Source organism: Caldimonas sp. KR1-144, assembly GCF_049446155.1.
Lineage (GTDB): Bacteria > Pseudomonadota > Gammaproteobacteria > Burkholderiales > Burkholderiaceae_C > Rivibacter.
This window is the reverse complement of the sequence record NZ_JBMSEE010000002.1, coordinates 1-26,220: the sequence shown is the minus strand read 5'-3', so window position 1 is coordinate 26,220 and position 26,220 is coordinate 1. Positions and strand designations below refer to the sequence as shown.

General features: G+C 71.4%; 24 protein-coding genes. 13 read left to right on the top strand and 11 right to left on the bottom strand.

All coding sequences use genetic code 11. The features are described from left to right. Nucleotides 1–7: 7 nt before the first annotated feature. On the bottom strand, nucleotides 8–1,138 hold the full coding sequence (locus ACO2TI_RS03990; protein ID WP_423282163.1) for a sterol desaturase family protein: 1,131 nt from the start codon (nucleotides 1,136–1,138) through the stop codon (nucleotides 8–10). A gap of 57 nt (nucleotides 1,139–1,195) precedes the next feature. Next, nucleotides 1,196–1,870 carry a TetR/AcrR family transcriptional regulator gene (locus tag ACO2TI_RS03985; RefSeq protein ID WP_423282162.1) on the bottom strand — a complete coding sequence of 225 codons (675 nt, stop codon included), beginning with the start codon at nucleotides 1,868–1,870 and terminating at the stop codon, nucleotides 1,196–1,198. Between the two features lie 103 nt (nucleotides 1,871–1,973). Here ACO2TI_RS03985 and ACO2TI_RS03980 point away from each other — a divergent pair, with 103 nt between their 5' ends. The 9 genes from ACO2TI_RS03980 to ACO2TI_RS03940 are packed head-to-tail and all read left to right on the top strand — an operon-like array spanning nucleotide 1,974 to nucleotide 10,564. Next, nucleotides 1,974–3,254 (top strand): NAD(P)/FAD-dependent oxidoreductase, encoded by a 1,281-nt coding sequence (locus tag ACO2TI_RS03980; RefSeq protein ID WP_423282161.1) that lies wholly within the window; start codon nucleotides 1,974–1,976, stop codon nucleotides 3,252–3,254. After that, on the top strand, nucleotides 3,254–4,015 hold the full coding sequence (locus ACO2TI_RS03975) for a DUF1365 domain-containing protein (RefSeq protein ID WP_423282160.1): 762 nt from the start codon (nucleotides 3,254–3,256) through the stop codon (nucleotides 4,013–4,015). Before ACO2TI_RS03980 ends, ACO2TI_RS03975 begins: the two co-directional genes overlap by 1 nt. Beyond that, complete coding sequence (locus ACO2TI_RS03970; protein WP_423282159.1) at nucleotides 4,012–5,256, top strand: class I SAM-dependent methyltransferase; 1,245 nt, start codon at nucleotides 4,012–4,014, stop codon at nucleotides 5,254–5,256. Before ACO2TI_RS03975 ends, ACO2TI_RS03970 begins: the two co-directional genes overlap by 4 nt. Before the next feature lie 16 nt (nucleotides 5,257–5,272). Beyond that, complete coding sequence (locus tag ACO2TI_RS03965; protein ID WP_423282158.1) at nucleotides 5,273–5,800, top strand: chalcone isomerase family protein; 528 nt, start codon at nucleotides 5,273–5,275, stop codon at nucleotides 5,798–5,800. After that, nucleotides 5,797–7,059 carry an MFS transporter gene (locus ACO2TI_RS03960; RefSeq protein ID WP_423282157.1) on the top strand — a complete coding sequence of 421 codons (1,263 nt, stop codon included), beginning with the start codon at nucleotides 5,797–5,799 and terminating at the stop codon, nucleotides 7,057–7,059. The genes ACO2TI_RS03965 and ACO2TI_RS03960 overlap by 4 nt, the downstream gene beginning before the upstream one ends. After that, the gene (locus ACO2TI_RS03955) at nucleotides 7,056–7,589 is read left to right on the top strand and encodes a DUF3833 domain-containing protein (protein WP_423282156.1); all 534 of its coding nucleotides are present in this window, start codon (nucleotides 7,056–7,058) and stop codon (nucleotides 7,587–7,589) included. The genes ACO2TI_RS03960 and ACO2TI_RS03955 overlap by 4 nt, the downstream gene beginning before the upstream one ends. An 18-nt stretch (nucleotides 7,590–7,607) precedes the next feature. Further along, complete coding sequence (locus ACO2TI_RS03950) at nucleotides 7,608–8,381, top strand: SDR family NAD(P)-dependent oxidoreductase (RefSeq protein WP_423282155.1); 774 nt, start codon at nucleotides 7,608–7,610, stop codon at nucleotides 8,379–8,381. Between the two features lie 3 nt (nucleotides 8,382–8,384). Beyond that, a complete protein-coding gene (locus tag ACO2TI_RS03945) occupies nucleotides 8,385–8,831 on the top strand; it encodes a nuclear transport factor 2 family protein (protein WP_423282154.1) in 447 nt (148 codons plus the stop codon). Between the two features lie 35 nt (nucleotides 8,832–8,866). Beyond that, the gene (locus tag ACO2TI_RS03940) at nucleotides 8,867–10,564 is read left to right on the top strand and encodes an MFS transporter (RefSeq protein WP_423282153.1); all 1,698 of its coding nucleotides are present in this window, start codon (nucleotides 8,867–8,869) and stop codon (nucleotides 10,562–10,564) included. 111 nt (nucleotides 10,565–10,675) lie between these two features. On the opposite strand, the gene ACO2TI_RS03935 is transcribed toward ACO2TI_RS03940, so the two are convergent. The 4 genes from ACO2TI_RS03935 to ACO2TI_RS03920 form a co-directional block, all read right to left on the bottom strand. Further along, nucleotides 10,676–11,365 carry a histidine phosphatase family protein gene (locus ACO2TI_RS03935; protein ID WP_423283298.1) on the bottom strand — a complete coding sequence of 230 codons (690 nt, stop codon included), beginning with the start codon at nucleotides 11,363–11,365 and terminating at the stop codon, nucleotides 10,676–10,678. A gap of 11 nt (nucleotides 11,366–11,376) precedes the next feature. Next, on the bottom strand, nucleotides 11,377–12,003 hold the full coding sequence (locus tag ACO2TI_RS03930) for a YbhB/YbcL family Raf kinase inhibitor-like protein (protein ID WP_423282152.1): 627 nt from the start codon (nucleotides 12,001–12,003) through the stop codon (nucleotides 11,377–11,379). A gap of 250 nt (nucleotides 12,004–12,253) precedes the next feature. Next, entirely contained in the window at nucleotides 12,254–12,577 is a 324-nt protein-coding gene (locus ACO2TI_RS03925) for a DUF1840 domain-containing protein (RefSeq protein WP_423282151.1), read from the bottom strand. 37 nt (nucleotides 12,578–12,614) lie between these two features. Further along, entirely contained in the window at nucleotides 12,615–13,958 is a 1,344-nt protein-coding gene (locus tag ACO2TI_RS03920; protein WP_423282150.1) for a class I SAM-dependent methyltransferase, read from the bottom strand. 100 nt (nucleotides 13,959–14,058) lie between these two features. Here ACO2TI_RS03920 and ACO2TI_RS03915 point away from each other — a divergent pair, with 100 nt between their 5' ends. Then, nucleotides 14,059–14,910, top strand: a complete 852-nt coding sequence (locus ACO2TI_RS03915) for a fumarylacetoacetate hydrolase family protein (protein WP_423282149.1) — start codon at nucleotides 14,059–14,061, stop codon at nucleotides 14,908–14,910. Nucleotides 14,911–14,938: 28 nt separating this feature from the next. Here the strand turns inward: ACO2TI_RS03915 and ACO2TI_RS03910 are convergent, their stop codons facing one another. From ACO2TI_RS03910 to ACO2TI_RS03895, 4 genes are all read right to left on the bottom strand, one after another. Beyond that, nucleotides 14,939–16,216 (bottom strand): DUF5666 domain-containing protein, encoded by a 1,278-nt coding sequence (locus tag ACO2TI_RS03910; RefSeq protein WP_423282148.1) that lies wholly within the window; start codon nucleotides 16,214–16,216, stop codon nucleotides 14,939–14,941. A gap of 11 nt (nucleotides 16,217–16,227) precedes the next feature. After that, on the bottom strand, nucleotides 16,228–17,136 hold the full coding sequence (locus ACO2TI_RS03905; RefSeq protein WP_423282147.1) for a DUF6502 family protein: 909 nt from the start codon (nucleotides 17,134–17,136) through the stop codon (nucleotides 16,228–16,230). Between the two features lie 64 nt (nucleotides 17,137–17,200). Next, nucleotides 17,201–18,313, bottom strand: a complete 1,113-nt coding sequence (locus tag ACO2TI_RS03900) for a methyl-accepting chemotaxis protein (RefSeq protein ID WP_423282146.1) — start codon at nucleotides 18,311–18,313, stop codon at nucleotides 17,201–17,203. Between the two features lie 119 nt (nucleotides 18,314–18,432). Beyond that, nucleotides 18,433–19,416 carry a helix-turn-helix domain-containing protein gene (locus ACO2TI_RS03895; RefSeq protein WP_423282145.1) on the bottom strand — a complete coding sequence of 328 codons (984 nt, stop codon included), beginning with the start codon at nucleotides 19,414–19,416 and terminating at the stop codon, nucleotides 18,433–18,435. A gap of 102 nt (nucleotides 19,417–19,518) precedes the next feature. On the opposite strand from ACO2TI_RS03895, the gene eat reads away from it, so the two are divergent. Genes eat through eutC form a run of 3 tightly spaced genes read left to right on the top strand, consistent with a single transcriptional unit; the run spans nucleotide 19,519 to nucleotide 23,100 of the window. Then, entirely contained in the window at nucleotides 19,519–20,889 is a 1,371-nt protein-coding gene (eat, locus tag ACO2TI_RS03890; protein WP_423282144.1) for an ethanolamine permease, read from the top strand. Nucleotides 20,890–20,896: 7 nt separating this feature from the next. Beyond that, nucleotides 20,897–22,300, top strand: coding sequence for an ethanolamine ammonia-lyase subunit EutB (locus ACO2TI_RS03885; RefSeq protein WP_423282143.1), 1,404 nt, complete (start codon nucleotides 20,897–20,899; stop codon nucleotides 22,298–22,300). Then, a complete protein-coding gene (gene eutC / locus ACO2TI_RS03880; RefSeq protein ID WP_423282142.1) occupies nucleotides 22,300–23,100 on the top strand; it encodes an ethanolamine ammonia-lyase subunit EutC in 801 nt (266 codons plus the stop codon). The genes ACO2TI_RS03885 and eutC overlap by 1 nt, the downstream gene beginning before the upstream one ends. A gap of 9 nt (nucleotides 23,101–23,109) precedes the next feature. Here eutC and fdhF read toward each other — a convergent pair whose 3' ends face one another. Continuing rightward, complete coding sequence (fdhF, locus tag ACO2TI_RS03875) at nucleotides 23,110–25,959, bottom strand: formate dehydrogenase subunit alpha (RefSeq protein ID WP_423282141.1); 2,850 nt, start codon at nucleotides 25,957–25,959, stop codon at nucleotides 23,110–23,112. Nucleotides 25,960–26,220 lie beyond the last annotated feature (261 nt).

Genomic DNA, 26,220 nt, shown 5'->3' with positions numbered 1-26,220 from the left:
TCCCGGCTCAGTCCCTCTTGCTCGGGGAGAGGGCCGCAAGCGGCAAGGGGCGCGTCTCGCTCGGCCCGCGTGGTGTGCACAGCCGGCCCACGATCCACAGACCCGCGGCCAAGGCCGCCACGCAAGCCAGCTGCGCCGTCCACGCGAGCGTGTGAGCAACCCACAGGAAGCCCAGCGCGCCGGACAGCAGCAGCACGAACAGCGCGATCGCGGCCCACTGCCGCGCCGGCGTGAGCGGCGGGTCGTAGCGACCGTGGCGCACGCGCTCGATGTCGAACGGCGGCTTGGGAAAGCGCTCGACCACGTCCGCCGGTCGCCAGCCGGGCGGCTTGAGCCACACGCGCAGCTTGTCGGCCCACGAGCGCGCATGCCAGCTGTCGTGCGCCAGCGCCGCGTAGACCTCGAGGTTGGCCCACAGCGGGTTCCAGCTGCGCAGTGGACTGCGCGTGCCGTAGACGCAGGGCTCGTCGTCGTGCTCGGGCTCCCAGCTGCCGAACAGCCGGTCCCAGACGAGCAGGATGCCGCCGTAGTTGCGGTCCAGGTAGCGGTCGTTCACCGCGTGGTGCACGCGGTGGTTGCTGGGCGCGCAGAACCAGCGGTCGAACCAGCCGAGCCGGCCGATCTGCTGCGTGTGCACCCAGTACTGGTAGAGCAGATCGACCAGGCCGACCACCGCATAGACCAGCGGCGGAAAGCCCAGCACCGCCATCGGCAGGTAGAAGATCCAGCTCAGCAGGAAGTAGCTGCTGGGCTGGCGCAGCGCGGTGCTGAGGTTGTAGTCCTCGCTCTGGTGGTGCACCACGTGCGCGGCCCACAGCACCGCCACCGTGTGGCCGAGGCGGTGGTTCCAGTAGTAGAGGAAGTCGTAGAGCACCAGGCCCGCGAGCCACACCCACCACGCCGAGGCAGAGAGCTCGAACAGCGCCAGGTGCTGCCATGCCAGCGTGTAGATGCCGAGCATCACCAGCTGCCCGAACACGCCGGTCAGCTGGCTCAGGATGCCCAGGCCGATGCTGTTCAGCGCATCGTTGACCCGATAGGTATTGCGTCCGCGCCGCCAGCCGACGAGGCACTCGAGCGCGATCAGGCCGAGGAAGACGGGCGTTGCGAGGACGATGACTTGGGCACCTTGCAGCATCGCGCGATGTTCACGCAACGGCGCCCGACTGCACAGCCGGTGAAGCCCGAGGGCGACTCAACGCGCACGGGCCGACCTGGCCGGCCGGCTCGCCGGCTGCGGCACGTTGGCGATGCGCCGCTCGCCGGCGCCGAGTCCATCGAAGGTGCTCGTCACGAGCCAGTCGATGATCTGCTCGTCGCTGTACTGCCCGCCCGCCTTGAGCAGCCCCAGCACCGGATCGCAGGCGCGCGCGAACAAGGTGAACAGCACCAGCTCGGCAGGTAGCGAGGGATTCAGCCCCCCGGCGGCCTGTGCACGCAAGATCCAGTCGCCCAGCTTGTCGCTGAGCACGAGCAGCCGGTCCATGTAGGCCGCGTGGCCGCGCAGCGCCTCGGTCAGCCGCGAGTTCTGCGACGGCAGGCTCGGCATCTCGCCGGCGAGCTGCACCTCCAGCGTCCAGCGCACGATGGCTTCGAGCCGCTGCGTCACCGCCAGTTGCGGCTGCGCATCGAGGGCATCCACCTGCTCGATCGCCCGCTCGAGCACGCGCACCATCGCCGCGGCGGCCAGCTCCTCCTTGGAGGTGAAGTGCTTGTACAGGCTGGCCTTGGCCAGCCCCGCTTCGGCCGCGACCTCGTCGACCGTCATCAGGTCGTAGCCCTTGGTGGCCAGCAGGCGGTTGACCGCGCTGACGATCGCGTCCTCGCGCAGGCGCAGCACTTGATCGCGGTAAGAGAGGGTGGTGGCCATGCCCGCATTCTATGCCGATTGAACCGATGAGTACGTTATTTGAACTTGACGGTCATTTCGTGAACCGATTAGTATTCGTCACATACCAATGAGTTCAAGCAACGTGGAACGCATCGCCGTCATCGGCTCCGGCATCTCGGGCCTCGCTGCCGCGCGGCGGCTGCACGCGGCCGGGCGGCGCATCACCTTGTTCGAAGCAGGCAGCCATTTCGGCGGCCACGCGAACACGGTCGACATCGCCATCGACGGCATCGAGCATGGCGTCGATACCGGCTTCCTGGTCTTCAACCACCGCACCTATCCCAAGCTGGTGAGCCTGTTCGGCGAGCTCGGCGTGGCCACAGCGCCATCGGACATGTCGTTCTCGGTGCAGTCGGCCGGCGTCGAATGGGCGGGCAGCAGCCTGGGCGCGGTCTTCGCGCAGCGCCGCAACCTGTTGCGCCCCTCGTTCTGGCGAATGCTCGCGGACATTGCCCGCTTCAATCGGCTGGCAACCGAACTGGCGCAGCGCGGCGGCGATGGCGAACGGCGCGAGCCGGTGGCCGACTTCCTGGACCGGCATGGCTTCGGCCGGCCGTTCCGGCAGTGGTACCTGCTGCCGATGATCGCGTGCATCTGGTCGTGCCCGACCGAGCAGATGCTGCGCTTTCCCATCGAGACGCTGGTGCGCTTCTGCCACAACCATGGCCTGCTGCAGATCGACGACCGGCCGCAGTGGCACACGGTGCGCGGCGGCTCGCGCCACTACGTGCGGCGCATCGTGGAGCAGCTGCCCGATGCACGGCTGTCGACACCGGTGCTCGAGATCGTGCGGCGCGATGCCGGCGTCGGCGTGCGTACGCTGGACGCCTTCGAGCACTTCGACCAGGTCGTGATGGCCTGCCACAGCGACGAGGCGCTCGCGCTGCTCGGCGACGGCGCGACGCCGGTCGAGCGTCACATCCTCGGCGCGATCCGCTACCAGTCCAATCGGGCCCTGCTGCACACCGACGCGAGCCTGCTGCCCAGGCGCCACGGCGCCTGGGCAGCCTGGAACTACGAGGCCTCTGACACGAACCGCGGCGAGCGCGCCGTGTGCCTCCACTACCTGCTGCAGCGCCTGCAGCCGCTGCCCTGGCGCACGCCGGTGATCGTCACGCTCAACCCGCTGCGCGAGCCGCGGCCCGAAAGCGTGCTGCGTCGCCTCGTCTACGCGCACCCGGTGTTCGACCAGGCGGCGATCGAGGCGCAGCGGCGCCTGCCCGAGGTCCAGGGGCAGCAGCGCATCTGGTTCTGCGGGGCCTGGACCGGCTACGGCTTCCACGAGGACGGATTGGCGTCCGGCCTCGCCGCCGCCGAAGCCCTGCTGGCCCACAGCGAGCGGCCATGGCAGGGGGCCGCCTGATGGATGCCTCTGCGCTGATCGGCTTCGGCGAGGTGTGGCACCACCGGCTGCGTCCGCGCGAGCACGCCTTTCGCTACAGCCACTATTTCCTGATGCTGCCGATGCGCGCCTTGCGCGAGCACCCGGCACCCGCACTGCAGCGCAACCGCTTCGCGGCGCTCTCGTTCCACGATGCCGACCACGGCGACGGACGTGCCGACGCACTCGCGTGGTTCGACGAACTGCTCCAAGCCGAAGGCCTGCGCCACGAAGCCGACGGCGAGGTGTGGCTGCACACCTATCCGCGCGTGCTCGGCCACACCTTCAAGCCGGTGAGCTTCTGGTATGCGCACCGCGCCGACGGCTCGCTCGCCGCGGCGCTGGCGGAGGTCAACAACACGTTCGGCGAACGCCACGCCTACCTGATGAGCGGACCGCAGCTGGACTGGGGCCGCGAGGTGCAGGCGGCCAAGGTCTTCCACGTCTCGCCGTTCTGCGCCGTCGAAGGCCACTACCGGTTCCGCTTCGAACGCGACGAGGCGATGCGCCGCACCTCGGTGCGCATCGACCACCACGATGCGCAAGGCCCGCTGCTGCTCACCGGCGCGCACGGTGCGCTCGAGCCGCTGACCGCCCTCAGCGCACGCCGCGCGCTGCTGCGCATGCCGCTGCTGTCGCTTGGCATCGTCGCACGCATCCACTGGCAGGCGCTGCGCCTGGCGGCCAAGCGCGTGCCCTTCCATCGTCAACCAGCGGCGCCCGAGCGCTTCGTGACGCGATGAACCAACCCCTTGCCGGCCAGGCGCACCTGGCGTCCCCCGCGGCTGCGTGGCGGCCACCGCGCGCGGCGCGAACCGTGATGCGCCTGCTCGAACGACTGGCCGTGGGGCAGCTCGAGCTCTCGATGCCCGACGGCTCGCAACTGCGCTTCGGCCGCGGCGCGCCGCACGCCGCCTTGCGCGTGCGCGATGCGCGCTGCTTCGATCGCGCCCTGCGCGCCGGCGACATCGGCTTCGCCGAAGGCTACCTTGAAGGCGAATGGGACACCGCCGACCTGCCGGCGCTGATCGGCCTGATGCTCGCCAACCGCGAGGTGCTCGAGCGGGTGATGTACGGCTCGTGGTGGGGTTCGGCGCTGCACCGGCTGCGCCACGCGCTCAACCGCAACTCGCGCCGCGGCAGTGCCCGCAACGTCCATGCGCACTACGACCTGGGCAACCCGTTCTATGCGCTGTGGCTGGACGAGAGCATGAGCTACTCGAGCGCCTGGTTCGAAGGCGACCTCACCCGGCCGCTGGCCGAAGCCCAGCGCGCCAAGCAGCGGCGCGCGCTCGATCAGGCCGGCGTCCGCGAAGGTTCGCGGCTGCTCGAGATCGGCTGCGGCTGGGGCAGCCTTGCCCAGACGGCGGCGACCGAGTTCGGCGCCCGGGTCGCCGGCGTGACCCTGTCGCGCGAGCAGCTGGCCTGGGGACGCGAGCGCATCGCCGCTGCCGGGCTGGGCGACCGCGTGGACCTGCGACTCGCGGACTACCGCGACCTGCCCGCCGAGTTGGCGCGGCAGCCGTTCGATGCGGTGGTCTCGATCGAGATGTTCGAAGCCGTGGGGCACGCATACTGGGGCAGCTGGTTCGACACGCTGAGCCGCAGCCTTGTGCCGGGTGGACGGGCCTGCATCCAGAGCATCACGATCCGCGACGACCTGTTCGAGCGCTACCTGCACTCGACCGACTTCATCCAGCAGTACATCTTTCCCGGCGGCCTGCTGCCCAGCGTCGCGGCCTTCGAGGCCGAGGCACGGCGCCGCGGATTCGCGGTGGAGCAGCGCTTCGCATTCGGCCGCGATTACGCCGAGACGCTGCGCCGCTGGCGGCACGCCTTCCTGGCGCGCGAGGCCGAGGTGCGTCGACAGGGCTTCGACGATCGATTCCTGCGCATCTGGAACTTCTATCTCGCCTACTGCGAGGCGGCCTTCGACCATGGCAGCACCGACGTCGTCCAGTTCACGCTGCGGCGCACGACCTGATGGCACGCGCCGCCGCATGCTCGCCGCGCTGGCGGCGTGGCCTTGTCTTGCGGCGCGTGCCCAGGCCGACGCGCCGGCACCGGAGATCGCCGCCGCGCTGCCGATGGCACGGCCCATCGGTCGCGGCCGGATGCGCTATCTCGGCTTCACGGTCTACGACGCGCGCCTGTGGGCACAGGCCGGCTTCCGTGGCGCGCAGTTCGAGCGCGAGCCGTTCGTGCTCGAGCTCGTCTACGCGCGCCGGCTCGACGGCCGCGACATCGCGCAGCGCTCGATCGAGCTGATGCGCCGCCTCGGCCCCATCGAGCAGACGCAGGCCGCCGCGTGGCGCGCTGCGATGGAACGCGCCTTTCCCGACGTGGCGGCCGGCGACCGGCTTTGCGGCCTGTACCGGCCGAGCGGACTCGCGGCCTTCTGGCACAACGGCCGGCCCACCGCGACCATCGAAGACGCCGACTTCGCGCGCCGCTTCTTCGGCATCTGGCTGGCCGAGACCACGACCGAGCCGCAGCTTCGCCTGCAGCTGCTGGGTCACGCGCCATGAGCACCGGTGCGCGGCCGATCGGTACCTGGGCAGGACTGCGCTACGGCGCGCTCGGCCTGCCGCTGGCCTTTCTGGCGCTGCCGCTGTACGTGAACCTGCCCGACCACTACGCGCGCACGCACGACGTGCCGCTTGCGACGCTGGGGGCGGTGCTGCTCGCCACGCGGTTCGTCGATGCGGGCCTCGACCCCTTCATCGGCCCGGCGGTCGACCGGCTGTTCGCGCGTTCGGTACGCAGCGCCTGGTTCGCCGCCGCAGCGGCCGCGACAGTCGCCGCGGGCGCGTTCGCCGCCCTGTTCCTCGTGCCGGCCGGCGCTTCCCTCGCGATGCTGGCCGTGGGACTGGTCGCCGCCTATGTCAGCTACAGCGTGCTGAGCATCGTGCACCAGGCCTGGGGAACACGCCTGGGCGGCGATGCGCTGCAGCGCGCCCGCGTCACGGCCTGGCGCGAAGGCCTGGGCGTGATCGGCGTGCTGCTGGCCAGCGTGCTGCCGGCGCGCGCCGGCCTGGATGCTACCAGCGCGCTGCTGGCGATCGCGATGCTGCTGGGCCTGTGGGGCCTGGCACGAGGACCGAGCGCCGACGCCCGTGGGACGGCGCACGGCGGCAGCGATTGGCGCCTGCCGCTGTCCGACGCGCGCTTTCGCGGCCTGCTCGCGGTGTTCATGCTCAATGGCATTGCGGCCGCCGTCCCGGCAACGCTGCTGGTGTTCTTCGTGCGTGACCGCCTCCAGCTGCCCGGATCGCTGCCGCTGTTCCTGGGCGCCTACTTCGCCGCGGCCGTGCTGGCCGTGTGGCCCTGGCTTCGAGCGGTACGCCGTCACGGCCTCGCGGCCTGCTGGCTCGCCGCCATGCTCCTCGCGGCGGCGAGCTTCGCCGGCACGCTGGCGCTCGGCGCCGGCGACGGCGTCGGCTTCCTCGCGGTGTGCGTCGCCAGCGGCATGGCACTCGGTGCCGACCTCGTCTTGCCCGGTGCGCTGCTCACCGGCGTCGTGCAGCGCAGCGGCCATGCGCTGCGCGCGGAGGGTGCCTACGCCGGCTGGTGGACCGCGGCGACCAAGCTCAACCTCGGCCTCGCGGCCGGCGTCGCGCTGCCCGCGCTCGCGCTGGCCGGCTATGCGCCCGGCACGCGCGACGCGCAGGCGCTGCAGGCGCTCGCCGCCGCCTACGTTGCCGTGCCGTGTGCGCTCAAGCTCGCCGCGGCCGCCTTGCTGTGGCGCTGGCGACACCACGATCTTCAGCAAGGAGTTCGCGCATGAACCTGATTCGCCGCACAGCGGCCGTTGGCGCCGCTGCCTTTCTGCTGGCGGGCTGCGCAGGCCCGGGACTGGACGTCTACCGCCACGAGAAGCCGGCCTTCGACCTGCGCAGCTACTTCGACGGCCGCGTGCTCGCCCACGGCCTGGTCAGCGACCGCTCGGGCAAGGTGCTGCGCCGCTTCACCGTGACGATGGACGCTCGCTGGGAGGGTGATGTCGGCACGCTGGACGAGCAGTTCGTCTTCAGCGACGGCGAACGCCAGCGTCGCGTCTGGCGGCTCGTGCGTGGTCCCGACGGCCGCTTCAGCGGCACCGCCGACGACGTGGTCGGCCAGGCCGAGGGCGCGCAGTCCGGCGCGGCCTTTCGCTGGCGCTACACGCTGCGCGTGCCGGTGGACGGCCGCACCTGGGAGATCGACTTCGACGACTGGATGTTCGCCGTCGACGAGCGCACGGTGCTCAACCGCGCCGCGATGAGCAAGTGGGGCGTGCGCGTCGGCGAGGTCACGCTGGCCTTCACGAAACCCTGAACCGCGGCTCGTCTCGCCATGGCCGCCAATCCTCGCCTGAAGCAATGGGCCGGCCGCGTCGCCTGGGTCGTCGGCGCATCGTCAGGCATCGGGCGCGCCACCGCCTCGATGCTGCACGCGCAAGGCGCCAAGGTGGCGGTCTCGGCGCGCCAGGCGGGGGCGCTGGAGGCCTTCGTGCGGGACCATCCGGGCAGCTGCTCATTGCCGCTCGACGTGTGCGACGCGACCGCGCTGCGCAGCGCGGCACGGCAGCTGCTCGCGCGGCATGGCCGCATCGACCTCGCGATGTACTGCGCCGGCCACTATCGGCCGATGCGTGCGCAACACTTTGACGCGGCGGAAATGAGCCGCCATCTCGACGTCAACTACCTCGGTGCCGTGCGCTGGCTCGATGCCCTGCTGCCCACGCTGATCGCGCAAGGCGACGGCCATCTCAGCCTGGTCGCCAGCGTGGCAGGCTACCGCGGGCTGCCCCAGGCGCTGGCCTACGGGCCGAGCAAGGCGGCGCTGCTGCACCTGGCGCAGACGCTGTACATCGACCTCGCGCCTCAAGGCCTCGGCGTCTCGGTGATCAATCCGGGCTTCGTCGACACGCCGCTGACGGCGCAGAACGATTTTGCGATGCCGGCGTTGATCACGCCCGAGGAGGCGGCGCGGCACATTCTTCGGGGCTGGGCGCGCGGTCGCTTCGAGATCCATTTCCCATGGCGCTTCACGGTGCCGCTCAAGCTGCTTGGGCTGCTGCCGCACCGCCTCTACGTCGCGGCCGTGCGCCGCAGCACCGGAATCTGAACCATGGCAGGCGATCGACCGGTCAGCGACGACGCGCGCGTTCAGCGCGTCGTGCAGTTCTTCGAGAACCTCAGCTTGCCGCGGCTCGATGCATTGCACGAGATCTACGCTGCCGAGGCCCGCTTCATCGATCCGTTCAACGACGCGAACGGCCTTGATGCCATCCGGCGCGTCTACGCCCACATGTATGAGCAGCTCGAGCAGCCGCGCTTTCGCATCCAGCTGGCGGCGCTCGAGCAAGACGCGGCCCTGGTGCTGTGGACGTTCAGCTTCCGCCGTCGAGGGCGCGCGCAGACCGAGCGGATCGACGGAACCAGCGAACTGCGGTTCGGCGCCGACGGCCGCCTCCTGCTGCACCGCGATCATTGGGATCCGCAGCCGGTCTACGACATGGTGCCGCTGCTGGGGGCAGCCTTGCGCTGGCTGCGCCGACGGCTGTCGGCGCGCTGAAAGTCGCGACCGGGCGCATCCGGGACAATCCGTTGATGCGCCTGCCCAACCTGCTTGCCACCCGCTTCGGCCGCCTGACGGCCTTCTTCTTTCTCTACATCACCGAGGGCATTCCGCTCGGCTTTGCCGCCACCGCGATCGCCACGCAGCTGCGCCGGCAGGACGTCGGGCCGGCCGAGATCGGCGCCTTCGTCGGTTCGTTCTACCTGCCCTGGGCCTTCAAGTGGGCCTTCGGCCCGTTCATCGACGTGTTCGCGTCCGAGCGGCTGGGGCGCCGGCGCGGCTGGATCCTGGGCACGCAGATCATGCTCGTCGTCACGCTGCTGGCCTGCATGGGCCTGGAGCTGCCGGCACAGCTCGGCGCGCTGACCGGCGTGCTGCTGATCCACAACAGCTTCGGCGCGATGCAGGACGTCGCGATCGACGCGCTGGCAGTCAACACGCTGCACGAGGACGAGCGCGGCCTGGCCAACGGCGTGATGTTCGGCGGCGCGGCGATCGGCATGGCGCTGGGCGGCAGCGGCGTGCTGTTCCTGATGCCGCTGATCGGCATCAAGGGCGGCTTCATGTTCGTGGCCGGGTGCATCGCCGCGGTCACCGTCTTCATCGTGCTGCCGCTGAAGGAGCCGCGCCAGGAGATCGCCAGGCGCGCCGCCGGCTGGGCCGCCGCGGGCGCCGAAGTGGCGCGCTTCTCCGCGCAAGCCTTTCGCAGCTTCGTCGGCACGCGCGGCGCGTTTGCGGGGCTCGGCTTCGCGCTGCTGCCGGCCGGCGCGATGAGCCTGGGGCTGGCGCTGCAGTCCAACCTCGCGGTCGAGATCGGCATGAGCGACGACAGCATCGCCTGGCTGAGCCTGTGGTCGCAGGTGATCTCGGCCATCTCGATGGTCATCGGCGGCCTGCTGTCCGACAAGCTCGGCCGCCGCCGCACGCTGTTCGTCTACCTCGCGCTGATGAGCGTGCCGGTGTTCTATCTGATGGGCGTGCTGACCGAGCACCAGTGGGTGATGCCGGCGGCCAAGGGCGAGCGCATCGCGCCGCCGGCGCTGATCACCGCGATGTGGGTCGCGACCTTGCTCTACGCGGTGGCGCAGGGCCTGATGTACGGCACGCGCTCGGCGATCTTCATGGACGTGACCAACCCCGCGGTCGCGGCCACGCAGTTCACCGCCTACATGGCGATGATGAACCTCGCGATCTCGTATTCGGCCACCTGGCAGGGCATCGCGATCGAGGCGATCGGCTACCCGAGGACGCTGTTGATCGACGGCATCACCGGCCTGCTGTGCCTGATCGTGCTGCCGATGATCAAGCCCAGCCTCACGCCCGAAGGCGACGGCGGTGGCGCCTTGCGCACCCGCGTGCTGGCCATCGTGCTGGCGGTGATGTGCCTGGTCTACCTGCCCTACCGGCTCGGCAGCTGGAGCACCGGGGCGGTGGCGCCGATCTTCGAGACGCTGTTCACGCTGGTGTTCGTCGCCTCGGCGGTCTTCCTGGCGGCCGGCTGCGCGGTGCTGGGCCACAGCGCGCGCTCGCTGGGCCGCATCGGCCTGATGATCGCACCGCTGCTGCTGGCGATGTACGCGCGCCGCTGGTGGCCGCAGTTCGAATGGCTGTGGCTCGCGATCCCGGTGGTCGGCGCCGTCGCGCTGGCCGCGCAGGCGCGCTTGGCGTGGGGCGTGCTGAAGGTGGTGGAGCCGGCGGCCGAAGGCCGCGCGGCCGCGCAGCCGGCATAAGCGACGCGTGCTACGCCGGGGGGCCGAGAGCTTGCGCGTATCCGGCTCTGCCAGTCCGCGGCAAGGGCCCCCTCGGGGGGCAGCGAGCGAAAGCGAGCGTGGGGGCTGCTTTCACGCGGCGTGACCGACCCGGTCGCCCGGAATCACGACGCCCTGCCCGCCATCCGACACCTCGTCGTGCTCGGCGCCGTCGAGGTGCGAGGTGTCGCTCCAGCCCACCAGCGTGAAGCCGGCGTCGGTGAACAGCAATCGGTTGATGCTGGCGTTGCCGAGCTGCCAGGTGCGCGGCGCGTTCAGCGCGACGCGCGCGGCCGCGCGGTACAGGCAGTCCATCACGCCGCCGTGCGCGACCAGGGCGATGGTCTGGCCCGGATGGCGCGCGGCCAGCCGCTCGGCCGCGCCGACCACGCGGTCGTAGAAGCCTTGCAGCGTCTCGCCGCCGTCGGGGCCGAAGCCGGTGTCGCGGCTGCGCCAGCGCCGGCTTTCCTCGGGATGGCGCTCCTCGATCTCGGCCCAGGTCAGGCCCTGGAAGACGCCGAAGTGGCGCTCGCGCAGGCCGATCTCGGGCTGCACCTCGACCCCGGTCTCGCCCGACAAGGCGAGCGCGGTGTGGAAGGCGCGCTCGAGGTCGCTGGCGTAGATCGCGTCGAAGCTCTCGCCGCCGAGCGCGCGCGCCATGCGGCGCGCCTGCCAGCGGCCGGTGTCGTTGAGGCCGATGTCGAGCTGGCCCTGGATGCGCGTGTCGACGTTCCAGTCGGTCTCGCCGTGGCGGATCGCGAAGACCCGCGTCGCTTCTCCCATCGACGCCATCGTCATGCGAGCCGGCTGTTCAGCGTGTAGGTCCCGCTGAACGAGGCCTCGGCCAGCACGTGGCCGCGCAGCGCCTCGCGCACCTGCGCGCCGGTGAAGCTCCCCTCGACCGGCAGGCGCGCCACGTCGAGCGCGTAGAGCGTGAAGACGTAATGGTGCAGCCGTGCGTCGTTGAACGGCGGGAACGGGCCGTCCCAGCCGTGGTACTGCCCGCCCATATGCGCGTCGCCGGCGAACCAGCCGGTGTAATCGTTCAGGCCGTGGCGCGCGCCGTGCAGCGTGGCCGGGCCGGGCTTGCCGCGCGCGGTGAAGCCGCGGCTGAACTCGCCCTCGGCGATCTCGGCGAGCGACGACGGCAGGTCGACCATCACCCAGTGGAAGAAGTCGACGCGCGGCAGGTCGGCCGGCACCTCGCGGCCCGGCTGGTTGACGTCGTCGCCGCGGCTGGGCACGTCGGGGTCGTGGCAGATCAGCGCGAAGCTCTTGGTGCCGGCCGGCACGTCGCTCCAGGCGAGGTGGGGCGAGACGTTGTCGGAGAAGGTGACGGTGGATTGCGGATCCGGCTTGCCGGCGGCGAAGCGCGCGGGGATGCGAGCGCCGTCGGGCCAGCTCTTGCTGGTGAGCTTCATGGGGTCTCCTCGATTCAGATGGTCGACGGCCGGGCGCCGGGCCGCCCCAAGCCCGGCCAGCCCCCTCGGGGGGCAGCGAGCGAGGCGAGCGTGGGGGCAGGAGGCCGGGCGCCGGGCCGCCCCAAGGTCCGCCAGCCCCCTCCGAAGGCAGCAAGCGCAGCGAGCGTGGGGGCCGGCCGGGCGCTGGGCCGCCCCAAGCCCGGCCAGCCCCCTCGGGGGGCAGCGAGCGAAGCGAGCGTGGGGGCCGACATCAAACGCCCCAGACGATGTCCTTGCCCGCCGCGTGCGCGCGTCTGAGCATCTCGATCATCGGCCAGGCGCGCTGCTTGAACGACACGCCCTCGCGCGAGGGCCGCGGCCGGCCCTCGGCATCGGCCTCCTCGTCCTGGCGCTTGCGCTCGGCCTCGTCGGCCTCGACCGCGGCTTCGAGCGCGGCGAGTGCGGCGGGCATCTGCTCGGGCTGGACGATGCCCTTGGGCGCGGGCTCGCGGCCCATGCCGCGCAGCACGGCGTCGCCGTGCGCGCCGGTCATGATGAGGTCGCTGGCGGCTTTCGACTTGAACTTGTAAAGCATCGGTGTGCGCTCGTGCGAGGGGCGTGCGGGTGCGCGCTCACCGATGGATGTGGTCGCGCCGGAAGGGATAGACCGATTGTGCGCCGCGCAGGCCGGCGCCCGGGCCGACCACGCCGTCCGGCCGCGTCGCGACGAACTGGTGCAGGCTCATCCAGCCGCGCTCGAAGGCCATGGCGCAGCCCGCCAGGTAGAGCCGGTAGGCGCGCACGATCTTCTCGTCGACGATGCGCCGCGCCTCGGTCAGCTGGGCCTCGAGGCCGTCGCTCCAGGCCCACAGCGTCTTCGCATAGTGCGGGCGCAGGTTCTCGGTATCGACCAGCTCGAGCCCGGCGTCGGCGATGTAGGCCGCGACGTGGGCCGCATGCACCAGTTCGCCGCCGGGGAAGATGTAGCGGTCCATGAAGTCGCCGATGCCGCCGCCGAAGTGGCCTTCGGGGCGACCGCCCTTGGTGATGCCGTGGTTGAGGATCATGCCGCCGGGCGCGAGCAGGCGGCGGATCTTCTCGAAATAGGGCACCAGGTTCACGCGCCCCACGTGCTCGAACATGCCGATCGAGGCGATCTTGTCGTAGGGGCCGCCCAGCGCGCTGCCGTCGTGATCGCTGCCTCGCTCGGGGATGTCGCGGTAGTCGAGCAGCTCCATGCGCACCCGAGCGCGCAGGCCGAGCTCGTCGATCAGGCGGTTGACGTGCGCATGCTGATGCTGCGACAGCGTGACGCCGTGCGCACGCACGCCGTAGTGCTGCGCGGCCCACAGCAGCAGGCCGCCCCAGCCGGCGCCGATGTCGAGGAAGCGCTCGCCGGCCTTGAGCATCAGCTTGCGGCAGATCAGGTCGAGCTTGGCCTCCTGGGCCTGCGCAAGCGTCGCGTCGTCGCTCGGGAAATAGGCGCAGGAGTAGACGCGCTTCGGGTCGAGCCACAACGCGTAGAAGTCATCGGAGACGTCGTAGTGGAACTGGATCTGCGCGCGGTCCTTCTCGCGCGTGTGGTGGCGCAGCGACCAGCGCGACATCACCAGGTCGGCCCACCAGCGCGCCACGGCCGAAAGCCGCGAGGGCTGCGTCGGGTCTTCGGGGATCAGCGCCGCGGACAGCTCCATCAGCGCGCGCAGCGGACCGTCGATGCCCATGCGGCCCTCGACGTACTCCTCGGCCAGGCGACCCATCTGGCCGGCCGCCAGCAGGGCGAGCTGGCGATGGTCGGTCAGCCGCAGCGTCACCTCGGCATGGTCGGCGCCCAACTGCTGCCCGCCCGGCAGCACGATCGCGGTGCGCACCGGCAGGGCTTCGACACGCTGCGCGATCGCCGCGTGCCAGCGCTCGCTCACCGGCGCGGCCGGCAGCGGCCGCGCGGCAGAAGATCCGGGTTCCAGCGAAGTCATGTGGTTCATGCTCCCTAGGTCAACCGACCCTGGCTATGCTGCGCGGCCAACTCTAGCGAATCCGTGCATCCCTGGTGGGCCCGCATCTTTGGGAGTCTCTATGAAGCTGATACGCCACGGCGCCCCCGGGCGCGAACGGCCCGGGCTGATCGACGCCGACGGCGTCGCGCGAGACCTTTCCTGCGTCATCGACGACATCCACGGGCAAACGCTGGGCCCGGCGGAGCTCGCGCCGCTGGCACGGCTCAAGCCGCGCGAGTTGCCGAGCGTGCCCGCGGGCACGCGACTGGGCGTGCCCTTCGCCGGCATCAGCAAGTTCGTCGGCATCGGCCTGAACTACCGCGACCACGCGGCCGAGGCCGGCATGGCGGTGCCCAGCGAGCCGATCGTCTTCATGAAGGCCACCACCTGCATCAGCGGCCCGAACGACCCGGTCGAACTGCCGCCCGGATCGCTGAAGACCGACTGGGAAGTCGAGCTCGGCGTCGTGATCGGGCGCACCGCGAAGCGCGTGTCCGAGCGCGAGGCACTCGAGTACGTGGCGGGCTACTGCGTCGTCAACGACCTCAGCGAACGCGAGTGGCAGCTCGAGCGCGGCGGCACCTGGGACAAGGGCAAGGGCTTCGACGGCTTCGGGCCGATCGGCCCCTGGCTCGTGACGCGTGACGAGGTGCCCGACCCGCAGGCGCTGTCGCTGTGGCTGGACGTCAACGGCCAGCCGCGCCAGCGCGGCCACACCGGCACGATGGTGTTCGGCGTGGCCGAGCTGGTCAGCTACGTGAGCCGCTGCATGACGCTGCTGCCCGGCGACGTGATCGCCACCGGCACGCCGCCAGGCGTGGGCATGGGCATGAAGCCCGCGCCGCAGTTCCTGCGCGCCGGCGACGTGGTGACGCTGGGCATCGCCGGGCTGGGCGAGCAGCGCCAGGAAATGCGCGCCGCGGCTGCCTAGGCCCCGGCGCGGCGCCTGCGCGCGAGCCTCAGAGGTGGGGCTCGATGCGGGTGGCGAGGAAGGTCGTGCCGTCCGGGCCGCTTTGCGCCACCGCCTTGACCTCGACATTGCGGCCGTTGAGATTGGCCGGCGTCACTCCGTTGTCGAAGCGCGTCGTCGCGTCGTAGTACAGGCTCACGCCCTGCACGCTGAAGCTGCCCTCGGTCGCGCCGCAGTTCACGCAGGTGGCCACGCCGTCGAACTCGAAGGGTGCCTCGCTGCCGTCGTCGCCGCCGCTGTCGTCGTTCTCGTCCTCGAACTCGACCTTGCGAGCGATCAGCGTGCCGGAGACCACCGTGCCCTCGACCTCGACGCGAACGCCATTCGCCAGGTCGCCCGGCAGACCGCCCTCGAAGCTCGCCGCGGCGTCCAGCCGCACCGGATAGCCCGCGACCGTGAACGGCTGGTCCAGGCCAACGAAGCCGCTGACATAGCCCTCGAGTTCGGCCTCGTCGACGTCGTCGTCGAACGCACGGTCCTTGACCTGCACGCGCAGCGCCGCATAGCTGCCGTCGCCGGCAGGCGTCTTGGCCAGGCGCACGCCGACGAAGACGTCGTTGGCGAGCGGGCCGTCGACGAGCGTCGTCGCATCGGTGGTCACCGTCACGCTCGCCACCGTGAAGCGAAGGGTCGGCGCGGTCCCGCTCAGGCCCTCGATCCGGCCACGCACGCGGAAGTCGCCGTCGTAGGCCGCGACCGTCAGCGCCTTGCGCTCGATGCGCGTGGCGGCCAGCTGCCCATCGGCATCGCGCAGCGCGTAGACCTCGACCACGTTGCCTGGCGACAGGCCGGCCAGGCCGCCGGCGATGTCGGCGAACACGGTCGTTGCGGTCACGCGGATGGACTGGCCGAAGACGCTGAAGGTCTGGCCCGCGGCGTCGACCACGGTGACCGGGCCCTTGATCTCGGCCACGCGCACGAAGCTCGTGGCCCGACCCGTCAGCCCGTCGTCACTGACGCTGCCGCGCACCTCGACCACCATGCCGATCTCGAGGTCGTCCCGGCTGCCGCTGTCGCCCTCGTCGTCGCGGACGCTGGCCTGGCTGTCGTCGTAGTGGACACCGTTGACGACCACCGAGCCGAAGCCGGTGATCGGCCCCATCGCGAACGAGCCGGTGCCGCCGGTGCCCACGCCGGCCGAACTGCCGCCCCCGCCGCCGCAGGCGACCAGCGCGCAAGCCGCAACCGCGGCAAGCCAGGCGGCTGCGCGGGCGCGCCAGCGCGGCGGAATCGACGGGGCGCGCTCGTGTCGGTCGGTGTCAGGCATGACAGTGCTCCTCAGTTCGTCTTGGGCCCGCCCACGGCGCCCGGGGATGAAAGCGATGCAGACGGCGCGCTGGCGCCGTCCATGCGATCGGTGAAGGTGTACAGGCCGATGCGCATCCGGCGGTCGCTCGGCGAGCCCGCCGCGCGGTCGTGCTCGATGCGCTGCTCGATGGCCGGAACCAGCGCCGAGCTGATCGCACGCCACTGGCCGCTGATCAGCTCTCGCAGCACGGCCAGCGAAGCCTCGGACAGCTCATCGGCAAAGATGGCCTGCTCGAAATGCGCGCGTCCGTCGCCCAGCACGTTGGCGACTGCGGCGCCGAGGTGGTCGCCGACGTTGTCGCCCAGAAAGCCGAGCATGCGCTGCGCGTCGCCGCGCGGCACGAAGGCGTCGCGCACCAGCGCAACGGTGTCGCTGTCGGGATCGTGGACGGCCAGGCCGAGCCGCTGGAGTTCGTCGAGCAGGCTGCGCGGATGGACGTCGCGCGTGACCGACTGGGCCAGCGACTCGAAGCTCGGCGCCACGCCCTGGCGCGGCAGACTGCGCGGGCGGCCGCGACCGTCGCGGTAGAGCGGGTCGCTGGCCCACCGGGCAAACAGTTCGGCGGCGACGGGCCTGCGCGCCGGCGGCGCAGGCTCCGTCTGGGTGAGCCGCGTGACCTCGCGCCGGTTCAGGCCCGTCGCGGTGGCAATGCGGCTGACCGCACGATGCGGCGCCAGCGGCGCATGAGCCTCCAGCGCGGCGCGCACGAAGGCGCGCTTGAGCAAGTCCTCGACCACCGCGAACGGCATGCCCTTGGCGACGGCCAGCCGGGCCAGCGGCTGCAGGACATCGCTGATCGCGCGCTCGAGCGCGTCGGCCTCACCCGATGCCGCGGTGGCGGGAAGGGACAGCCCGGGAGCGGATCGGGGTGAACGCATGCCCGGAGTTTAAATGTGCATCTTGCACATTTAAACTCCGGGTGGAAACGAAACGTAACGCGCGTCAAGCCGCCAGGCGGAAGAAGCCCACGGCCTGCGTCAGCCGCTGCGACTGCTCGCGCAGCGAGGACGCCGCCGCGCTCGCCTGCTCGACCAGCGCGGCGTTCTGCTGCGTCATGCCGTCGATCTGCACCACCGCGGCGTTGACCTGCTCGATGCCTTCGCGCTGCGCGTCGCCGGCGTGGCGGATCGACTCGATCAGCCGCGCGACCTCGGCGACGCTGCCACGCAGCTCGCCGATCGTGCCGCCGGCGTCGCCCACCAGGCGCGAGCCGGCGGCGACCTGCTCGACCGATTCGCCGATCAGCGCCTTGATCTCCTTGGCCGCGTTGGCCGAGCGCTGCGCGAGGCTGCGCACCTCGCCGGCCACGACCGCGAAGCCGCGCCCCTGTTCGCCGGCGCGCGCCGCCTCGACCGCGGCGTTGAGCGCGAGGATGTTGGTCTGGAACGCGATGCCGTCGATCACGCCGATGATGTCGGCGATCTTGCGCGACGAGCCATCGATCGCCTGCATCGTCTCGACGACGCGGTCCATCGCCTGGGCACCGCGGCCGGCCACGCCGCTGGCCACCTGGGCCAGCTCGTTGGCGTTGCGCGCGCCGTCGGCGTTGCTGCGCACCGCGCCGGTGAGCTGGTCGACCGAGCTGGCGGTTTCCTGCAGCCGCGCCGCCTGGGCTTCGGTGCGCACGCTCAGGTCGCTGTTGCCGGCCGCGATCTCGCCGGCGGCGGCCTCGACCTGCTCGGCCGACGCGCGTACCTCGGCGATCGTCGCGGCGAGCTTCTTGCGCATCTGGTTGAGCTCGTGGTTGAGCCAGGCGAACTCGTCGCGCCCCTGGGAGCTGACCTTGGTGGCGAGATCGCCCGCCGCGATGCGCGTCAGCGCGCCGACGAAGGCCTCGACCGGCCCCTTGACGCTGCGATGCAACAAGACCGCGAAGAAACCGCCCAGCAGCAGCGTCGTCGCCACGACTGCGGCCACGACGGCGAAGGCGGTGCCATGCCCCGGCACCCGGTACAGCGTCCACAGGCTCACGGCGCCGGCGACCACGGTCAGCAGCATCAGCGCCGCGAAGCCTGCCGCGATGCGCGTGGTCAGGCGAAAGTTCAGCAACGACATCTTTTGTCTCCTCGCCGGCAGGCGAAGCGCACGACTGCCGCGCCCTGGCACTGCCGGTCACGTGACTATCGGCCGCAAGCGCGACGGGCTTGAGCCGATGAAACCCCGCGCGGGGCCGCTTATCGGCCGATCGAAGCGCCCGCGCGCGCCAGGGTCTGCGAGGCCCGCTCGCCGAACTGGCGCCGGTAGTCGAGCGCAAAGGCGCTCAGGTTCCAGAAGCCCCACTGGGCCGCCGCGCGCTGGACCGTCATGCCTGGCGCCGCGGCGCGCAGCAGCCGGCGCACGCCGTTGAGCCGCACGCTGCGCAGGTAGGCCAGGGGCCCGAGGCCCACCTCGTCCTCGAAGGCGTACTGCAGGGTGCGCCGGCTCACGTGCAGGGCCTCGCACAGCTCGGGCACGCTGGGCACGCGCTCGGGCGCGGCCTCCAGGCGCTCGTGCACTTGCGCCACCAGGCGCCGCCTCGCACTGGCGTTGCCGCGTTCGCGCCGCCGCGGCACGCGCGCATCGAGCAGGCCGGCGACGACCTCGAGCATCGCGCCGCGCAGCTCGGCGTCGGCGCCGGCCGCGGCCAGCGCCAGGATGGCGCGCGCGTGCGCCAGCGCGCGCTGGCGGCGGGCCGGATCGATCGGCCACCAGGCCGCCGCCGCTTCGCGCGGCCACGCCAGTTCGGGCGCATGCGCGGCCAGCGCCTCGCGCGCGACGACGAAGCCGACGATGTCGTGCCCCGCCGGGCTCACCAGCTCGAAGCCGCCATCGCTGCCGCTGGCCATCACCGCGCCGGCGCCGACCTGGCGGCCGTCGAGGCGCGAGCCGTCGTCGGCGAGGGTGATGCCGCACCAGATCGCGTCGCGCCAGACCTCGCAGCGCTGGCGCAGCTGGCGGCTGGTGCGCTCGCGAAACAGCTGCACGCCCTCGCCCACCGCCTCGTCGAGCCGGCCGCTGAAGCGGCCGCTGCCGAGCTGGTCGTAGGACTGACGCCAGCCGCTCAGGTGGGCGGCGTGCTCGTCGACGTCGGCCGAAAGCCGCGAGCGCACCTGCCAGGCCGCGCGCTCCAACGGTGCGCGCGGCACTGCATCCGTGCCTTCCGAGCCGACCACCAACATTGCCGAATTCCGCTAACGCTCCCCGCGGGGCCTGCCTACGCTGATGCAAAGACCGCGCCATCGGCGGCGCGGAACGCGGCACATCGTCCGGAGGGATCGCGCATGGGTACGGGTTCGCAACCAGGACTGAACAAGTCTTTGTCGACGCTTCAGCTGTGGGGCATCGCGGTCGGCCTGGTGATCTCCGGCGAGTATTTCGGCTGGAGCTACGGCTGGGCCGGCGCCGGCACGCTGGGCTTCCTGGTCACGGCCGCGTTCATCGCGCTGATGTACGCGACCTTCATCTTCAGCTTCACCGAGCTGACGACCTCGATCCCGCACGCCGGCGGCCCGTTCGAGTACGGCCGCCGCGCCTTCGGGCCGACCGGCGGCTACATCGCCGGCTACGCGACGTTGATCGAATTCGTGTTCGCGCCGCCGGCCATCGCGCTGGCGATCGGCTCCTACCTGAACGTGCAGTTCCCCGGGCTGGACCCGAAGACCGCCGCGGTCGGCGCCTACCTCGTCTTCATGACGCTCAACATCCTGGGCGTGCAGATCGCGGCGACCTTCGAGCTGGTGGTCACGCTGATCGCGATCTTCGAGCTGCTGGTGTTCATGGGCGTGGTCTCGCCGGGCTTCTCGCTGGCGAACTTCGCCAAGGGCGGCTGGTCGGGGCAGGACACGTTCAGCCTGGCGGCCATTCCCGGCATGTTCGCGGCGATCCCGTTCGCGATCTGGTTCTTCCTCGCGATCGAGGGCGTCGCGATGGCGGCCGAGGAGGCCAAGGATCCGAAGCGCTCGATCCCGATCGCCTACATCGCCGGCATCCTGACCCTGCTGGTGCTGGCCGCCGGCGTGATGGTGTTCGCCGGCGCGGCCGGCGACTGGACCAAGCTCGCCAACATCAACGACCCGCTGCCGCAGGCCATGCGCATGATCGTGGGCGACTCGAGCGGCTGGCTGCACATGCTGGTGTGGCTGGGCCTGTTCGGGCTGATCGCGTCCTTCCACGGCATCATCCTCGGCTACTCGCGGCAGATCTTCGCACTGTCGCGCGCGGGCTACCTGCCCGAACTGCTCGGCCGCGTCCACCCGCGCTTTCACACGCCGCACATCGCGGTGATCGCCGGCGGCGTCGTCGGCCTGCTGGCGATCTTCAGCGATGAGTGGATCTCGTTCGGCGGCCAGACGCTGACGGCCAACATCGTGACGATGAGCGTGTTCGGCGCGATCGTGATGTACATCGTCAGCATGGCGAGCCTGTTCAAGCTGCGCCGCGCCGAGCCCGCGCTGGCGCGGCCCTTCCTCGCGCCGCTCTACCCGTGGTTCCCCGGCTTCGCGCTGCTGGCGGCGCTCGTGTGCCTGGGCACGATGGCCTACTACAACCCGCTGATCGCGCTGCTCTTCGTCGCGCTCGGCGCGCTCGGCTACGGCTACTTCCTGCTCACCCACAAGCGCCGCGCGCGCGTGCTGGCCGCCATCGGCGCATGATGCGGGCATGGCATTCGCACACGCAGTCGGTGCGCGGCGCTACGCCTTCGAGGACCTGCGCACGCTGATGGCGCGCGCCTCGCCGGCGCGCTCGGGCGACGAGCTGGCCGGCGTCGCGGCGCGCAGCGCCGAGGAGCGCGCCGCGGCGCAGATGGCGCTGGCGGCGCTGCCGCTCAAGCACTTTCTGAACGAGTCGGTGGTGCCCTACGAGGACGACGAGGTCACGCGGCTGATCGTCGACGGCCACGACGCGCAGGCCTTCGCGCCGATCGCGCAGCTCACGGTCGGCGACTGGCGCGACTGGCTGCTGTCCGACGAGGTCGACGGCGCGACGCTCGCCGCCCTGGCGCCCGGCCTGATGCCGGAGATGGCGGCCGCGGTCAGCAAGATCATGCGCAACCAGGACCTGATCGTGGTCGCGCGCAAGTGCCGCGTGCAAACGCGCTTTCGCGACACCATCGGCCTGCCCGGTCGCCTGTCGACGCGGCTGCAGCCCAACCACCCGACCGACGACGCCGCCGGCATCGCCGCGAGCGTGCTCGACGGCCTGCTCTACGGCAGCGGCGACGCGGTGATCGGCATCAACCCGGCGACCGACAACGTGGCCCAGGTGACGCGGCTCTTGCAGATGCTCGACGCGGTGATCCAGCGCTACGACATCCCGACGCAAAGCTGCGTGCTGACCCACGTCAGCAACACCTTGCAGTGCATCGAGCGCGGCGCGCCGGTGGACCTGGTGTTCCAGTCGATCGGCGGCACCGAAGCGACCAACCGCAGTTTCGGCATCGACCTCGCGCTGCTCGCCGAGGCGCAGTCGGCGGCGCTGTCGCTGGCGCGCGGCGCGCTGTTCGACGATGGCCAGCGCGGGCGCAACGTCATGTACTTCGAGACCGGCCAGGGCAGCGCGCTGTCGGCGCAGGCCCATCACGGCTGCGACCAGCAGACCATCGAGGCGCGCGCCTACGCGGTGGCGCGCCGTTTCGAGCCGCTGCTGGTCAACAGCGTGGTCGGCTTCATCGGCCCCGAGTACCTCTACGACGGCAAGCAGATCATCCGCGCCGGGCTCGAGGACCACTTCTGCGCCAAGCTGCTGGGCCTGCCGATGGGCTGCGACATCTGCTACACCAACCACGCCGAGGCCGACCAGAACGACATGGACGTGCTGCTGACGCTGCTGGGCGTGGCCGGCTGCAGCTTCATCATGGGCATCCCCGGCTCCGACGACGTGATGCTGAACTACCAGACCACCTCGTTCCACGACGCGCTCTATGCGCGCCGCGTGCTGGGCCTCAAGCCCGCGCCGGAGTTCGAGCGCTGGCTCGAGGCGATGCGCATCACGCAGCCCGGCGCGCCGGACCGGCTGGCGGCCGCGCTGCCGCCCGCGTTCGAGCGGCTGCTGCCGTCGCGGTGATGGGCAAGGCCGTCACGCCCAATCCCTGGAGCCTGCTGCGCCGGCACACGCCGGCGCGCATCGCGCTCGGGCGCAGCGGCATCAGCCAGCCGACCGTGCCTCAGCTGGACTTCCAGCTCGCCCACGCGCAGGCGCGCGACGCCGTGCACCGGCCGTTCGACCACGCCGCGGTCGAGCAGCGTCTGCGCGACCTGGGCCTGGCCACGCTGTCGCTGCACAGCGCCGCGGCCGATCGCCACATCTATCTGCAGCGCCCGGACCTTGGCCGCCGCCTCGACGAGGCCTCGTTGCAGCGCCTGGCCGGCAGCGCCGGCCACGAGCGCGCCGATCTCGCGCTCGTCGTCGCCGACGGCCTCTCGGCGCTGGCGATCGAGCGCCATGCCGTGCCCTTCGTCGCCGCGCTGCGCGGCGTGCTCGGGGCCGATTGGCGCTGGGCGCCGGTGGCGCTGGTGCGTCAGGGCCGCGTTGCGATCGGCGACGCGATCGGCGAGGCGCTGCGCGCCGACCTCGTGGTCGTGCTGATCGGCGAGCGCCCCGGGCTCAGCTCACCCGACAGCATGGGCATCTACATCACGTGGTCGCCGCGGCCCGGCTGCGTCGACGCGCAGCGCAACTGCATCTCCAACGTGCGCCCCGAAGGCCAGCCGATCGCCGCGGCGGCCGATCGGCTGGCGTGGCTGCTGCGCGAAGCGCGCTCGCGCCGGCTCACCGGCGTCGGGCTGAAGGACGAGAGCGCGCCGGCGCTGCCGGCCGCGGCCGAGGCGCCGGCGCCCTTCCTGCTCGCGCCGCCGGCGAAGTAGCGAACCCGATCAGGCGACGGCGCGCACCCGCACCGCCGTGACCTTGAAGCCCGGGATCTTGCCGAACGGATCGATCGCGTCGCCGGTCAGCCGGTTGGCCGCCGCCTCCCAGTACGCGAAGGCCATGAAGACCTGGCTGCGCTGTACCTCCGGGCTCAGGCTCGCGACGCCGCGCACGCTGCCGTGGCGCGTGACCAGCTCGATCCCCGCACCGTTGGAGATGCCCAGCGCCTGCGCATCGTCGGGATGCATCGAGACCAGCGGCGACGGCGCGATCGCCTCGAGCATGCTGGCGTGGCGCGTCATCGCGCCGGTGTGCCAGTGCTCGAGCACGCGGCCCGTGGTGAGCACGAAGGGGTACTCCGCGTCGCGCGTCTCGGGACCCGGCACGAAACGCGTGGGCACGAGGTTGGCGCGGCCGTCGGCGGTCGGGAAGCGGTCGATGAAGACCACCGCCTCGCCCGGCGCGTCCTCGCGCGCGGCCGGCGTGACCACCGCCTCCTCGCGCGCGAGTCGCGACCACGGCACGCCCGCCAGCGGGCTCATGCCGGCGCGCATCTCTTCATACACGCGCGCGACCGGCGCCTCGGCGCCGAGGCGGCCGTCGCCGTCGCTGGCGTGCCAGTAGTTCCACGGCAGGTCGAGGCGGCGCGCGATCTGCTCGATCGCCCACAGGTCCTGGCGCGCGTCGCCCGGCGGCGCGAGCGCGGGACGGCCGACCTGGATCAGGCGGTCGGTATTGGTGTAGCTGCCCCACTTCTCGGCATGAGCCGAGGCCGGCAGGATCACGTCGGCCAGGATCGCGGTCTCGGTCGCGAAGATGTCCTGCACGACCAGGTGTTCCAGGCTCGCCAGCGCAGCGCGCGCATGGGTGAGGTCCGGATCGCTCATCGCGGGGTTCTCGCCCTCGACGTACATGCCGCGGATGCGGCCCTCGCTGGCCGCATGCATGATCTCGACGACCGTGAGCCCCGGCGTCGCGTCGAGGTGATTGGCCAACGGCGTGCCCCACAGCTGCTCGAAGCGCGCGCGCACCGAGGTTTCGGCCACGCGCTGGTAGTTGGGCAGCATCATCGGGATCAGGCCCGCGTCGCTCGCGCCTTGAACGTTGTTCTGGCCGCGCAGCGGGTGCAAGCCGGTGCCCGGGCGCGCGATCTGGCCGGTCACCATGGCCAGCGCGATCAGGCCGCGCGCGTTGTCGGTGCCGTGCACGTGCTGGCTGATGCCCATGCCCCACAGGATCATCGAGGCGCGGCTGGTCGCATACGCCCGCGCCACGGCGCGCAGCGTGTCCGGGTCGATGCCGCAGATCTCGCTCATGCGCTCGGGCGTGGCCTCGGCCACCGAGGCCTTGAGCTGCTCGTAGCCGTTGACGCGCGCGGCGACGAAGTCCTCGTCGACCAGGCCCTCGCCGATGATCACGTGCAGCATCGCGTTGAGCAGCGCAACATCGGTGTCGGGCCGGAACGCGAGGTGCCACTTCGCGCGGCGCGCCAGCGCGTTGCTGCGCGGATCGGCGATGCACAGCGTCGCGCCGCGGTCGACCGCGTTCTTGATCCAGGTGGCCGCGACCGGATGGTTGACCACCGGGTTCGCGCCGATCAGGAAGATGAACTCGGCCTGCGCGACATCGGCCACCGGGTTGCTGACCGCGCCCGAGCCGATGCCCTCCAGCAGCGCGGCGACCGAGCTCGCATGGCACAGCCGTGTGCAGTGGTCGACGTTGTTCGTCTCGAAGCCCTGCCGCACCAGCTTCTGGAAGAGATAGGCCTCCTCGTTGCTGCCCTTGGCCGAGCCGAAGCCGGCGAGCGGGATGTCGTTGCCGCGCAGGCCCTTGGCCACCGCGTCGTCGCGCAGGCGCTTGAGGCCCGAGGCCGCGAGGTCGAGCGCCTCGTCCCAGCGGGCGGGGCGGAACAACGCGTCGAGCGCGAGCTCGCCGCGCTTGACGCGCTCGATGTCGGCGGGGTCCTTCTTGGCCCCCTCACGGCGGATCAGCGGCGTCGTCAGGCGCTTGGGGTTGCGCACGTAGTCGAAGCCGTAGCGACCCTTGACGCACAGGCGTCCGTGGTTGGCCGGGCCGTCGCGGCCGGTGACGAACTGGATCACCTCCTCGCCCTTCGCGTCGGGACCGACATGCCAGGTGAGCTGGCAGCCGACGCCGCAATACGGACACACCGAGTCGACCGACTTGGTGATCTGCGCGAGCCCCGCATCGCGCGCCGGCATCAGCGCGCCGGTCGGGCAGGCCTGCACGCACTCGCCGCAGGCCACGCAGCTCGAGGCGCCGAGCGTGGCGTCGGCATCGAAGACGATCTTCGCGTGCGAGCCGCGCAGGGCCAGGCCGATCACATCATTGCCCTGCTCCTCGCGGCAGGCGCGCAGGCAGCGCGTGCACTGGATGCAGGCGTCGAGCTTGACGGCAATCGCCGGATGCGTGAGGTCGGGCGCGGCGTAGTCGGCTTCGCGCTGCGGGAAGCGCACCGACTCGACGCCGCACTCGTGCGCCCAATGCGTGAGTTCGGATGTCTTGGTGTAGCCCTCGCTCGCGGCGCCGGCGTCGCTCATCAGCAGCTCGAGCACCAGCGCGCGCGACTTCTTCGCGCGATCGCTTTGCGTCTCGACCTGCATGCCGGCACTCACCGTGCGGCAGCACGACGCCGCCAGCGTGCGCTCGCCCTTGACCTCGACCATGCAGGCGCGGCAGTTGCCGTCGGGGCGCAGGCCGGGCTTGTGGCACAGGTGGGGGATCTCGATGCCGTGTTCGAGGGCCACGGTCCAGATCGTGGCGCCGGTGGGAGCTTTGACGGACTGGCCGTCAAGGGTGAACTCGACGGTGGAGAGGTCGGTGGGGGCGTTCATGGCTGTTCCGTCGTCATGGCGGCGCGTCGTCGGGTTGCCGCCCCTGCGGGGGGCTGAAGCTGCCCCTGCGGGGCAGAGCCGGGATGTGCGCCCGGCGGCGCACCTACTTTTCTTTGCTTCACCAAAGAAAAGTAGGCAAAAGAAAGGCGACCCCCGCTCAGGCGCCCGGCTGCGCCGGGTGCCCTGCGGTGCTCGCGAAGCGGGCGCGCCGCGTAACTCGCTACGCGCCCTGCGGGCGCTGCGCTCGAACAGACGCGTCGA